Annotated in this window: 9 protein-coding genes and 1 pseudogene; 4 read left to right on the top strand and 6 right to left on the bottom strand. The window is 67.4% G+C overall.

What is annotated here, in order from left to right; translation table 11 throughout:
• Positions 1 to 5 precede the first annotated feature (5 nt).
• Together IPK85_21770 and IPK85_21765 are read right to left on the bottom strand one after the other, a co-directional pair.
• Entirely contained in the window at positions 6 to 1574 is a 1569-nt protein-coding gene (locus tag IPK85_21770) for an amidohydrolase family protein (GenBank protein ID MBK8249993.1), read from the bottom strand.
• Between the two features lie 149 nt (positions 1575 to 1723).
• The gene (locus IPK85_21765) at positions 1724 to 2785 is read right to left on the bottom strand and encodes a patatin-like phospholipase family protein (GenBank protein MBK8249992.1); all 1062 of its coding nucleotides are present in this window, start codon (positions 2783 to 2785) and stop codon (positions 1724 to 1726) included.
• A gap of 53 nt (positions 2786 to 2838) precedes the next feature.
• On the opposite strand from IPK85_21765, the gene IPK85_21760 reads away from it, so the two are divergent.
• The 3 genes and pseudogenes from IPK85_21760 to IPK85_21750 all read left to right on the top strand — a co-directional run bounded on the left by IPK85_21760 (position 2839) and on the right by IPK85_21750 (position 6477).
• Positions 2839 to 4893, top strand: a complete 2055-nt coding sequence (locus IPK85_21760; protein ID MBK8249991.1) for a CocE/NonD family hydrolase — start codon at positions 2839 to 2841, stop codon at positions 4891 to 4893.
• A gap of 59 nt (positions 4894 to 4952) precedes the next feature.
• Positions 4953 to 5792, top strand: a complete 840-nt coding sequence (locus IPK85_21755) for a polysaccharide deacetylase family protein (protein MBK8249990.1) — start codon at positions 4953 to 4955, stop codon at positions 5790 to 5792.
• Positions 5793 to 5823: 31 nt separating this feature from the next.
• Positions 5824 to 6477: pseudogene (locus IPK85_21750) on the top strand (carbohydrate binding family 9 domain-containing protein).
• A gap of 1791 nt (positions 6478 to 8268) precedes the next feature.
• On the opposite strand, the gene IPK85_21745 reads toward IPK85_21750, so the two are convergent.
• The gene (locus IPK85_21745; protein MBK8249989.1) at positions 8269 to 8526 is read right to left on the bottom strand and encodes a hypothetical protein; all 258 of its coding nucleotides are present in this window, start codon (positions 8524 to 8526) and stop codon (positions 8269 to 8271) included.
• A gap of 130 nt (positions 8527 to 8656) precedes the next feature.
• Positions 8657 to 9019 (bottom strand): hypothetical protein, encoded by a 363-nt coding sequence (locus tag IPK85_21740; GenBank protein MBK8249988.1) that lies wholly within the window; start codon positions 9017 to 9019, stop codon positions 8657 to 8659.
• A gap of 160 nt (positions 9020 to 9179) precedes the next feature.
• Here IPK85_21740 and IPK85_21735 point away from each other — a divergent pair, with 160 nt between their 5' ends.
• On the top strand, positions 9180 to 11396 hold the full coding sequence (locus IPK85_21735; GenBank protein MBK8249987.1) for a S9 family peptidase: 2217 nt from the start codon (positions 9180 to 9182) through the stop codon (positions 11394 to 11396).
• 119 nt (positions 11397 to 11515) lie between these two features.
• Here IPK85_21735 and IPK85_21730 read toward each other — a convergent pair whose 3' ends face one another.
• Positions 11516 to 12043, bottom strand: coding sequence for a hypothetical protein (locus tag IPK85_21730; GenBank protein ID MBK8249986.1), 528 nt, complete (start codon positions 12041 to 12043; stop codon positions 11516 to 11518).
• A gap of 2 nt (positions 12044 to 12045) precedes the next feature.
• Positions 12046 to 12522 (bottom strand): hypothetical protein, encoded by a 477-nt coding sequence (locus IPK85_21725; protein MBK8249985.1) that lies wholly within the window; start codon positions 12520 to 12522, stop codon positions 12046 to 12048.
• Positions 12523 to 12579 lie beyond the last annotated feature (57 nt).

Genomic DNA, 12579 nt, shown 5'->3' with positions numbered 1-12579 from the left:
CACACTCAGCGCGGCGCGCCGGCGCGTGTCACCCCGCGACCGGGCAACACCTCGAGCACGCGCCCATTCTCCACTGCCACCACCCCGTTGACGAGCACCCAGGACATCCCCGTCGCCAGCTCGGTCGGCGCCTCGTAGGTCGAGCGATCGCGCACCGCCGCCGGGTCGAACACGACGACGTCGGCGTATCGCCCCACCGCCACCGCCCCACGCTCCGGGATGCCTAACGCATTGGCGACTTCCAGGCTCGATCGCTGGACAAACGCCTCGAGGGTGAGGGCACGCTTCTCCAGCACATACTCGCGCAGCTTCTTGGGGTAGGTGCCGTACTTGCGCGGGTGCCCATCCGACCCGTCCGAACCGGTGAAGACAAATGGCTGCTGCATGAGGCGCACGATATCCGCTTCGTTCATGTTGAACGACGCGACCGACGCGTCACCCGTCAGCACGATGTCCAGCGCGGCGATGACCGGTTCCACGCCACGGGCAGCAGCAACCGCCTCGAGGGTCTTCCCCACCAGTTCCTTGCGCCCCGCATCGGTGATCAGGAGCGACTTCGCCCCGTTGCGACGCCGCAGGTTGTCGCGCATGTCGGCCAACAGGCGCTCCCGCGTGGCCGGATCCTGCGAGCGACGTCGGAGGGAATCCCGCCCGCCCGCCTCCGCCCATCGCGGAAGTAACGACGCCCCCACACCGGATCCACTCGCCGTGTAGGGATACTGGTCGGCCGTGACCCGCTGGCCACCCGCGCGGGCGGCAGTGATCACCGCGACGATCGAGTCCGACCGCCCCCACACGTCCACGCCGAGTGCCTTGAGGTGGGCGATGTGCACAGGGAGCTTCGCCTCGCGACCGATGCGAATGGCCTCCTGCACCGCGCCGACCACCCCAATCGTATAGGAGCTCTCGTCGCGCAGGTGGGAGTCGTAGACCCCGCCTCCAGCACTCGCGACTTTGGCGAGCTCAATGACCTCCTCGGTGGACGCATAACTCTGCGGGGCGTAGTACAGCCCCGTGCTGAGGCCGAGCGCGCCGCCGCGCATCCCCTGTGCGACCAGCTCGCGCATGCGGGTGAGCTGTGCCGCATCGGCCGGGGCGCTCGATGGCCCGAGCACCTTGCCACGCACCGTCCCGAATCCGACAAACAGCGCGGCATTGGTCCCGATCCCCACACGCGCATACCGCGCGAAATGCTCGGCTACGTCCGCTGGACCCCCGCCGTCGTTGCCGGTGACCACCGTCGTCACCCCCTGCATTAGATACGCTGCGTTGCGGCGCCGCTCGGCGCGGTCGCTTTGCAGGTCGCCGTAGGTGTGCGTGTGGGGGTCGATGAATCCGGGTGCCACCACCATCCCGCGCGCCTCGATCACGCGCGCGGCGGTTACCTGGCGCGCGGAGGCATCACCGACGAACACGATGCGGTCTCCCCGAATGCCCACGTCGGCCTCCCGTGCCGGGCTGCCGGTTCCATCGATCACGCGCCCCCCTCGCACGAGCAGGTCGACGCGTTCCTGTGCCGCCAGGAGGGCGGGGAACACTGCGGCCAGGGCCGCACAGCTCAGTCGAAGGCGCATGGTGGAGTCGGGTTGGTCACGCCCAAGCTACGGCGCGGAGAACGCGCCGGACAACTGGCGCGCCGCGAAAATCGGGGCCAGTACCCGCCCGCTCATGCGGGGGGCGAGCACAGCCCGCCCCACGGCCGAGCCGTGCCCCGGGAAACATCTCAGAAGGGTTGCGCCTCATCGGCAATGCGGCCGCTGGCCACCAGGTCGCGCAGCATCTCGCCTAACGCGGCGCTCGCATCCAGGACGCCCTGCCATCGGGCCATGCGCCCCTCATGGGACAGGTCGTAGAAGTCGCGACGGTCCGGAATCTTCCCGCCCGGGAGGGAGCGGACGAACTCCCGAGACGGGGCGATGAGCACCGTGTGGGTGAAGTTCCCCGCCCCCGCGCGCCGCCACGGCAACGCCTTGTCGAACCAGCCGGGGACGATGAAGTCATAGAAGTGCGGGTAGAGCACCAACCCGGGACCGTCCCCCAGGTCCATGTCCAGGTGGTAGTCGAGCACCCCGCCGTCCCAGTAGGTCCCGGGCACGCCGGGGATGCGCACCCCGTCCATCAACAGGGGAATCGACCCGGACGCCAGCAGCGCGGCACGGACATTCTCGCGGGTCAACGGCTCGTGGCGCGTCGGGAGGTCGTCCAGGTGCGCAAACGGCGTGACATCGCCGGCCGAATGGAAGACACAACGCCGGAAATGCAGGGCCAACGTGCGACGGGTCACGAGGTTGGCCGCCGCCGCCACCCCCAGGGAGGTCGCGAGGGCCAGTCGCCGGTCGCTCGCCGCGAGGCCACGTCCCTCGGCCGTGATCACATGCACGCGAAAGGTTGGGTGCGCAAGGACCTCGTCCACACCGGTGGGGCCGAGCAGGTCGTCGAGGACCGCGCCGAGGATCCGCGAGACCTCTGCTGTCGATGGTTTGGGCGAATACCCTTGTCCGGCAATGTAGCCGTGGTGGCCGCGCGCGAGAGCGCCCACCGGGTCCCGCTGCGCCAGGCAGGCCATGCGCCAGCTGCCGATCGACGAGCCGATCAGATGCAGCGGACGCACGCGCGGGCCTTGCAGGAACTCCCCAAAGAGGTATCGGTCGATCCCGCCGAGGACGAGCCACTTGGCACCGCCCGATGCGCCCGGAACCACGTCGATGTCGGCGAGCTGCAGCCCGCGCGAGCGCAGTACGCGCAGTGCGTCCGTTCCGGCCTTGATCGTCAACGGAGAAGCCATCGCCCCACAATCTCGTCGCCCGCAGCGCTGGATGGCAGCGTACCTTGGTGCGCATGTGGACGAGGCTTCTTCAGCTGGCGCTGCCGTTGCTCCTCGTGGGCACCGGCGCGTGGGCCCAGGGTCGCTCGCCTGATGGCGAGGTTGTGCTCGATACCGCATCGATCCCGATGCCGGATGGCGCACGACTCGCCGTCGACCTATGGCGTCCGACGGCGGCGGGACCGTTGCCCGTCCTGCTGGAATACCTCCCGTATCGAAAGGACGAGGCGCGGGCGGATCGATACGCGCTGTACGCGTATTTCGTGAGGCGCGGGTATGTCGTCGCGCGCGTGGACATTCGCGGGACCGGGAACAGCTCGGGCCGCCTCATCCCGCACGAGTACAGCGATATCGAGCTCACCGACGGTGACGCCGTCATCGCCTGGCTTGCGAAACAGCCGTTTTCCACCGGGGCCGTGGGGATGTTCGGGATCTCCTGGAGCGGATTCAACGCCCTGATGATGGCGCGGCGGCGTCCGCCCGCGCTCAAGGCGATCATTGCGCTGCACGCAACCGAGGAGCTCTACCAGGAAGACGTCCACCTCATGGACGGGATGATGCACGTGGATTCCTGGGAGATGAGCCAGGACTTGTCGAACCTGATGCCGGGCGCCCCCGCCTATCGCATAGATGCGCAGTACTTCGCCGATCGCTTTGACCAGCCGCCCTGGTTCCTCACCTACAAGCGGCAGCAACGCGATGGCCCATTCTGGGATCGCGCCTCCCTCCGGACGGACTACGGCGCGCTGGCGACCCCCACGCTCCTGATCGGCGGATGGTATGACGGCTACCGCGACGCCGTCCCGCGCCTCCTCACCAACCTGCGGGCACCAGTGAAGGCGATCATCGGCCCATGGAGTCATGTGTTTCCGCATCGTGCCAACCCGGGCCCTGGAGTGGAGTGGCGGCACGAGGCCGTTCGATGGTTCGATCATTGGTTGAAGGAAGCGCCGACGGGAGTGCGCGACGATCCCGCACTGCGCGTCTTCGTGCGCGAGTACCACCCTCCCGGTCCCGACCTGCCAACCACGCCGGGGTTTTGGCGGAGCGAGCCCACCTGGCCGCTCACAGGACTGCGCGATACAGCGCTCTTCCCCGGAGTCTCCGGCACCCTTGGCGACAGGCCGGGATCCGGCCGTCCCACCCTGCGCTACGACCCCGGCACCGGCGTCGAGGCCGGCGGGCCCGTGATGTGGTTTGGCGATGTCACCCCGGACCTCGCCCCCGGTGACCGGTCGGCGCTCAACTTCGACACCGAGCCTCTCGCCGCTCCATTGGAGATCCTCGGGCTTCCGCGCGCCGTCCTCTCCGTGTCGGCAACCGCGCGCCAGGCGCACTGGCTCGTGAGGCTGAGCGACGTCGCCCCGGATGGGCGTGTCACTCTGGTCGCCAGTGCCGGACAGAACGGGGCCCATCGACGGTCGGCACGTTCACCAGAGGCCATCGTCCCGGGGGTGCGGTTTCCGCTGGAGATCGAGATGCACGCGACCTCGTGGGTCTTTCCTGCGGGGCATCGTCTGCGGCTCAGCGTGACCAACGCGCAGTGGCCGATGATCTGGCCGACGCCGGATCCGATGACGACCACGTTGTTCCTGGGGGGTGACACCCGCGTGGTCCTCCCGGTGGTGCCCGCCGGCTACGCCCGCGCCACCCCCGCCTGGGCCCCCATCGACACCACCCCGGACCCGTGGCCCGGCTACCAGTGGCTCGATCGCGGGACCACGTCGGGATTCGGCGAGGTGGACCGGGTCGAGCGGGACCCGCGCACCGGTCGCAGTCGCGTGATCGCTAGCAGCAGCTCGGCGCGTCGCCTGCCGTGGGGTGAGGAGGAGTCGTCGGAGCGGATCACGCACGAGACCTGGGCGCGGACGCCGTCTCGGACGAGCGTCCATGGGGAGTACGAAACGATCGTGCGCCTCCCCGACCGCACCCTGAGGTGGGCGGTGGACGTCCGGGTGCGCTCGGACCGGACCCACTTCCACTACGTGCACCGACGTCGGTTGTGGAACGGCGCGACCCTGGTCCGCGAGAGGCGTTGGAGCACCAGCATCCCACGGGACCACCAGTAGCCGCGACCGGCATCGCGTCGCCACTTCGTCGTTAGGCGCCGAGTGATTATCCTTGGGCCATGTGGCTTCTCCTGCTTGGTGCGTGGTTGCACGCCCCCCTCGTCCCGGATCGACCGGTGGTCGCCCCGCCGCAACGCGCCCCGGACTCCCTGCGCGTCCCGATCCTCGTCTATCACAACATCCAGCCGGCGAGCGAGGCACGCGGCATCCGCGCGGCCGACCTGACCATGCGCCCGGAGGTTTTTGCGGCGCAGATGCAGTACCTCAAGGACGAGAAGATCCCGGTGGTCTCGCTGGGCGCCCTGCTCGACGCCCTGGAGGGCAAGCGCACCCTCCCGGCGCGAGCGGTCGTCCTGACCTTCGATGACGGACGCCTGAACCAGTACGTCAACGCCTTCCCGGTCCTCCGGACCCACGGCTTCACGGCGACGTTCTTCCCGTTTGTGCACGCCATGGACCGGAACAAGCGGTACTTCACCTGGGCGCAGCTCAAGGAGATGCAGCAGGCGGGGATGACGATCGGCTCCCACACCTCGCTGCATGTGCGGGTGGACCGCATGAAGGACGCGGCCCAGATGCGGACCGAGGTCGAGGGGAGCCGCCGGACCCTGATCGAACGGCTGGGGCCGGCAGCGGGGGAGCTGTTCGCGTACCCCTTCGGGATCCTCGCCCCGGCCGGGGACTCCGCGGTCCGGGCGGCCGGCTACCGGGCCGGGCGTGCCTACGCCGGGGGACCGTGGAATTCCTGGGCGACCCGCTGGCGGCTCCGGGCCTTTCCGGCGACCGAGGACATGAAGCGCTTCCGGTCGATCGTGAACCCGGTCGCCCCCACCCGCCGCCCCTGCCCCCTGTCCGGCGCCAACCGGCCCAATGATCTTTGGACGGCGTGCGTAGTCTGAGGCTGCGCCCCGTTTCCCCGGTTTCGCTCCCATGTCCCCACCCGCACGCCTCACCGCCCTGCGCGCCGGCCGATTGGCCGCGCTGGTGGCGTGCGTCCTGGCCCTCCCCGGGGCCGCGGCGGCCCAGCGCAACGTCCCGCCGGCGGCAGACGGGACCACGATCGTCTCGAACCCCTCGATGACGCGGGATGCCGCGGGCAAGGTGTCGGTCAAGGCCACCCGGGCGCCGGTGGCGCTGACCTTTGACGGGGCCCTGAACGAAGCCGTATACGCGTCCACCCCCGCCTACACCAACTTTGTACAGCAGGAGCCCCATGAGGGGCAGCCGGCCACCGAACGGACCGAGGCGTGGATCGTCTATGACGACGAGTACTTCTACGTCGCCGCGCGCCTGTGGGAAACCGAGCCGACGCGCCGCGTGGCCAGCGACATGCGTCGCGACTCCAACAACCTGTACAACAACGACCACATCTCGGTCGTCTTCGACACGTTCCATGATGGCCGCAACGGGTTCGGCTTTGCGACCAACCGCCTGGGCGGGATGTTCGACTTTGCGACGACGAACGAACAACCCAGCTCCAACTGGAATGGGCTCTGGCAGTCGAAGGCGCAGGACTTCGACGGCGGCTGGACCGTCGAAGTGCGCATCCCCTTCCGGTCCATCCGGTTCAAGGACGGGAGCGACACCTGGGGGGTGAACATCCGGCGCATGGTGCGCTGGAAGAACGAGTTGTCGTTCCTCAGTCAGGTCCCACGCGCCTGGGGGCGTCGCGGGCTCAACAAGTTGTCGAATGCCGCGACCCTGAGCGGCATGCAGACACCCAGCCGCTCGATCAACCTCGACGTGAAGCCGTACACCCTCGGCTCGCTCCTCACCAATCGCGTGGCCACGCCGGCGTTCTCCAATCGCGGGGATGCCAACTTCGGTGGCGACGCCAAGTGGGGGATCACGCAGCAACTGGTCGCCGACTTCACCTACAACACCGATTTTGCCCAGGTGGAGGACGACGAAGCGCAGGTGAACCTGACGCGGTTCTCGCTCTTCTTCCCCGAGCGACGTGAGTTCTTCCTCGAAGGGCAGGACGCCTTTGCCTTTGGTGGTGTTGGTGGGGGAGGCGGCGGTGGGGGAGGCGGCGGTGGGGGAGGTGGAGGCGGTGGGGGTGGTGGCGGTGGAGGCGGTGGCGGCCAGGACAACCTGACCCCGATCCTGTTCTATAGTCGACGCATCGGGCTGGGGAACGGAGGAGCAGTTCCCATCATCGGCGGCGCGCGCATGCTCGGCCGCACGGGGCCATGGCAGGTGGGTGCACTCAACATGCAGACCGACGCGGTGGATGCTACCGCGTCTCCGACGACCAACTTCACCGTCCTTCGCCTCAATCGCGACATCCTGAGCCGAAGCCGCCTTGGGTTCATCGCGACGAATCGCAACCCAACGGACTCCCTCGGTGGAAGCAGCCAGGCCGTTGGGTCCGACCTCCAGGTCAACCTGCGCGACGACATCTTCGTCAACGCCTATCTCGCGGGAACAAACAACGGGCAGGAGGAAGGCACGAGCTACCGCACGCGGTTCGACTGGAATCATGACCGCTATGGCGTCAACGTCGAGCACCTCTTTGTCGGCGACGGCTTTGATCCGTCGGTCGGCTTCCTGCGCCGGTCGGCGTTCCGGCGGTCCTTCGCGCAGCTACGCTTCAGCCCCCGACCCACCCGCATGCCGGCGATCCGCAAGTTCACCTATCAGGGGAGCGGGGACTACATCACCGGCATCGATGGTCGCGTGCAGTCGACGGAGGCGCAGGGAACGTTCATCATCGAGACCGCGGCAGGCGACTTTGTGAACGCGGAGGTGACGCGGGCGCACGAGCGGCTCGACGAGCCGTTCGAGGTCGCGCGCAACGTGACCGTTCCCGTCGGCGGGTACACGTTCACGCAGGGAAAGGTGTCGTACACCATGGGCACGCAACGTCCGTTCAGCGGCACCTTCACCCTTGGCCACGGCGGTTTTTACGAGGGAACGTTGAGCGAGGCGAGTTATCGGGGTCGGGTCGAGTTCACTCCCCAACTCGTGGCAGAGCCGACGCTCTCCTTCAACCTGGTGGACGGCCCGTATGGGCGCGGCGCGACCAACGTGGTCGGATCGCGCGTCACCTACACGGTGACGCCTCGTATGTTCGCCGCCGCCCTCGTGCAGTACCAGTCGCGGACGCAGTCCATGTCGACGAACCTGCGCTTCCGTTGGGAGTACAAGCTGGGGAGCGAGTTGTTCGTGGTCTACAGTGACGGCCGCACCACGATCGGGCCAAACTATCCCGAGCTCCAAAATCGATCGATCGTGGTGAAGCTGACGCGGCTGTTCCGCTGGTAGCTATTCACGGGGTGCGGGAAGGGCGTTCCTCCTGCGCCCCGTTGCGTGCGGCCGACCGTTCCCCGGACGGGCCTGGCATTCGGCCGCCAATGCCGGGACCGTGTGACGTCAGACGGCCACCGTCAGCGTCGCCGTATAGCCGGTGGCGTCACCAGTGATTGTTGCCAACTGGTTGGCCGCGCGATCTTCGCCGAACACGTTGTCACTCGCCAGGCTGACCCCGTTGAGGTTGGTGAGGCTCGAGGCATACCCACTCACGGCGTGGGCCGTACGACACGTCGCCTCCGGAAAGGCCAACTGCGACGTGCGAATCCGGACGAGCCCACCGTGGTCGTCGTGGTCGTGCTGATCGTGATGTGGAGACATGGCAGCGAACAATCGTGAGGGTACCCTCACGACCAACAACGGCTGACAAACCCTACGTCGTCGACGACCAGAAACAACAGGGCCCCGACCATCGCCGGGGCCCGCGTCACTCGGAGACCACGGCGTGCCGCTAGAACGGCGGGATGAACAGGTTGACGCGTTCACCCTGCGCGACCGTGATCGCATCGGAGACGCCGTCCTCACGAACGCCGATCGCGTCCACGACGAACCGGACCTGCTGGCCCCCCACCACCATGTCGCGAGGAATCGAGAACTTCGTGACACTCAACCCGTGTACCATGCCGAGTCGCTGGCGGCGGAGTCCCTGCACCGCGTAGACCACCGCCTCGTTCACCGCAGTGTTCTCGACCTGCACCACGGTCTGGCCCTTCTTCACCGTCTCCGCATCCGTGGGATAGCGATATGCGACCGGCTTGCCCAGTCCGTGGACCAGCGCCGCGCCCAGCGCGAAGTGCATCATCATCCCCTTCATCGTGCCCTCCTGGCTCCCCGGTGAATACTGCGCGAATCCCCCCGAGTTCCGGCCGACCGGCCTACCCCTCTGGCCGTCCCCCGTCCCATCCCCCAACCTTATGACACGCCGGGGTGCCCGTTGCCCCAGTGTCGCACTTCCCTCTCCACGGTTCCCCGCCATGAGCCGCTTTCCCGTCCTCGCCGCGCTCGCGATCCCATCCCTCGTCGCCGCGCAGACTCCTCGCCCGATGACCTTCCTGGACCAGCAGCTGATGCGCCAGGCAGGTGCGCTCGAGCTCAGCCCCACGGGCGATCGAGCGCTCTACACCCTCTCCATCCCCAACTGGAAAGAGGCGAAGCGCTACACGGACATCTACGTGGTGAACACCAGCGGTGGATTGTCCACCACGCGACAGCTGACCTTCACGAAGGACAAGAACGAGAACACACCGCGCTGGGCGCCGGACGGCGCGTTCTTCGTCTTCTCATCCAACCGGGACGGTGCTGCCAACCAACTGTACATGATGCGCCCGGATGGCGGAGAGGCGCAGAAGATCACCGACGTGAAGGACGGCGTGGGGAACTACATGTTCACCCGCGACGGCCGCACGTTGGTCTTTGCTGCGGGCAAGTCCGGGGAACAGCAGTTGTGGACGCTCCCGGTGACGAGCCTCACCGAGGCGAAGCCCACTCCGCTGACCAAACACGCGACGCCGGTCGGCACCTGGCAACTCTCGAAGAATGGCACGCGCGCCTTCTTCCTCGCCCCGGACTCCATCGACACGCTCAACAAGAAGCGCCTCGAGGCAAGGTTCGACGTCCGGATCCGCAACGAGGACATCCCGCTCAACCACCTGTGGATGGTCGACATCGCCACGGCGCAGGAGAAGCGGCTGACCCAGGGGGCAGAGTTCTCCATCGAGGGATTCTCCCTCTCCGATGATGGCCGCTTTGCCGGCGTGCGCGCGCTCCCCAACGACCGGTACCAGCGCACCATCACCGAGGCGAACAATTCCGGCGACCAGTACCTGCTCACCATCGCCACCGGCAACCTTGAGCGATTGACCAACAACAAGATCATCGGGGAGAGCAACCTCTCGTTCTCACCGGACGGTCGCACGATTGCCTTCAGCGCGCCGGATGACTTTACCTACTTCAAGGCGAACAAGGTTTACACCCGCGCCATCGACGCGGTCGGCGGACCATGGACCAAACTCGGTGCAGCGTACGACGGCAACGTCACCATCGGCTGGTGGAGCCAGGACGGCACGACGATCTACTTTGGCGACGGCGTCCGCGCCACGAGCCAGCTCCTCGCCCTCGACATCGCGGCCAACACCGTGAAGCAGGTCACCGACTACAAGGCATCCTTCGCGGCCGCGCGCGACCCCAACAACGGCAAGCTGCTCATCACCTACGCCGACCCCAAGACCCCCACGGTCCACTTCGTCGCCGACCGCATCGACGACGCAGCGAACCGCTCCGCCTGGCGCCAGTTGACCAACGCGAACCCGCAGGTCGCCAACCTCCAGCTCGGCGAGGAAGAGGAGATCTGCTGGACCTCCGCCGACAAGAAGCAGACCTGCGGCATCCTCGTGAAGCCGGTGGGCTACCAGGAAGGCAAGCGCTATCCCCTCATCGTCGCGATCCACGGCGGCCCGCAGTCCGCCGACATCCTGTCGTTCAACGGTGGATATGGCGCCCAGGCCTACGCCGGCGACGGCTACATGGTGCTCAAGCCCAACTACCGCGGCTCGACCAACTACGGCGAGGCGCACAAATGGGGGATCGTCAACGACTACTTCAAGAAGGGCTACGAAGACATCATGACCGGCGTCGACCAGCTGATCGCCAAGGGCATGGTCGATGGTGACAAGATGGGGGTGCTGGGCTGGAGCGCCGGCGGCCACTGGACCAACTGGATCATCACCCACAACACGCGCTTCAAGGCGGCGTCGTCAGGCGCGGGGACCGTCAACTGGATCTCCATGTACGCCCAGTCCGACATGCAGCACGTCCGCATGCACTACCTCGGCAACAAGCTGCCGTATGAAGACTTCGAGCCCTACTGGAAGCAGTCCCCCATCCGCTACATCTCGGCCGTCAAGACCCCCACCATGATCCACGTCGTCGACGGCGACCCGCGCGTCCCGCGGCCACAAAGCGACGAACTGCACATGGGGCTCAAGAAGATGGGCGTCCCCACCGAGTACTTCGTCTACCCCGGCATGACGCACGGCATCCCCGACCCGCGCAACCAGCTGCTCAAGTCCGTGGCCGAGAAGGCCTGGATGGACAAGTGGATCCTTGGGAAGGGTGGCTTCAACTGGCAGGATGTGTTGAAGACGCTCGAGGACGGCGCCGCGACGAAGGCCATCACGACGACGAGCCCGTAGGGAACGGAACGGCAGACGGCAGACGACGAACCGATGCGTTTGCTGTCTGCCGTTTTTCACAAGCTCCCCGCCCATCGGAGGAGCAGGGGCTCAGCTGGTGCTAACGCCGGATCCCGCGCCTAACGGCACCGCTTGGCCGCGGCGAGGTCCGCAGACAATGTCGCGGCGCGGTTCACCTTGAGCACTTTCTCCACCACGGGCGGCGGCTTGAGTGATAACGCACGCGTATAGCGATCGGCCGTCGCCTGCTCGTGTGCGGCCGCGAGGGCGCAGACCCCTGCCTGCGACGGATTCACCTCGCGCGCCGCCGTGACGCCCCAGGGATTCACCGGGGGGAACGCCGGGTATTGCTCGTAAATCCGCAGGAGGTATCCCACACGATCCCCCTGGGCACGTTCCAGCGCAGGGAACGGCGCGGCCCCGGCGAATCGATCCGCGGCATCGCCATACAGCGCTTGCGCCCGCCATTCATCCAGCACCAGGGAGTCCACGACGGCGGCCAGCGACGGAGACAGTCGCTCAGCGGGGACAAACAGCGAACTACCTGGGCCGCACGCCGTCGCGGCGAGGGCGAGGAGCGCGGCCGTGACCAACGCCAGGAGGTGACGCGGCGACACGCGAGGGGACCGAACTCGTGCAGTGGTCATGATCAGTGGCAGGCCGTGGTGCGCGCGAGGTCCGCGCCGATGGCGGCGGCGCGATTGGATCGCGTGACCGCGCGAATGTCGGTGTCGAGCGTTCGGGCGAGCAGCCGGTCGTACCGGTTGACCATCAACTGGGTGAACCGCGCAGCGACGTCACAGGCACCGGCAACGTCCGCGTAGACCTCAAGCCCGATCTGGCCCGCAAAGGGGTCGGGAGCCACCCATCCACGACGCGCCACGACGTCCAGGAGGGCATCGAGTCGCGGACGCGGAGCAACGGCCAGCTCCACGAAGGGCGCGACACCCCCGAACCGGTTGACGATGCGCTGGTACCGATCAGCCGCCCGCGCCTCGTCCACGACCAGGGAGTCGATCAACGCATGCGCCACCGCGTCGTTCGCCGCCGTCGGCGGAGCCTCGCCCGGCGCGTGACACGCACCGGCGGCCAACCCAACAAGGAGCACGGCGAAGACGCGGGACAAGTCGACCGATGGTGGATGGTTCAGTAACCGTCACATGGAAGACCCGTGCCGTTACGC

The sequence above is a fragment of the Gemmatimonadota bacterium genome, assembly GCA_016712265.1.
Taxonomy (GTDB): domain Bacteria; phylum Gemmatimonadota; class Gemmatimonadetes; order Gemmatimonadales; family Gemmatimonadaceae; genus RBC101.
The sequence above is the reverse complement of the archived record's forward strand: the minus strand, read 5'-3'. Positions and strand labels throughout refer to the sequence as shown.

Coding starts and splice junctions, on each gene's coding strand:
- IPK85_21745 (MBK8249989.1), bottom strand. CDS start 8,526: ATGTCTCCACATCACGATCAGCACGACCACGACGACCACGGTGGGCTC.
- IPK85_21735 (MBK8249987.1), top strand. CDS start 9,180: ATGAGCCGCTTTCCCGTCCTCGCCGCGCTCGCGATCCCATCCCTCGTC.
- IPK85_21760 (MBK8249991.1), top strand. CDS start 2,839: ATGTGGACGAGGCTTCTTCAGCTGGCGCTGCCGTTGCTCCTCGTGGGC.
- IPK85_21730 (MBK8249986.1), bottom strand. CDS start 12,043: ATGACCACTGCACGAGTTCGGTCCCCTCGCGTGTCGCCGCGTCACCTC.
- IPK85_21770 (MBK8249993.1), bottom strand. CDS start 1,574: ATGCGCCTTCGACTGAGCTGTGCGGCCCTGGCCGCAGTGTTCCCCGCC.
- IPK85_21765 (MBK8249992.1), bottom strand. CDS start 2,785: ATGGCTTCTCCGTTGACGATCAAGGCCGGAACGGACGCACTGCGCGTA.
- IPK85_21740 (MBK8249988.1), bottom strand. CDS start 9,019: ATGAAGGGGATGATGATGCACTTCGCGCTGGGCGCGGCGCTGGTCCAC.
- IPK85_21755 (MBK8249990.1), top strand. CDS start 4,953: ATGTGGCTTCTCCTGCTTGGTGCGTGGTTGCACGCCCCCCTCGTCCCG.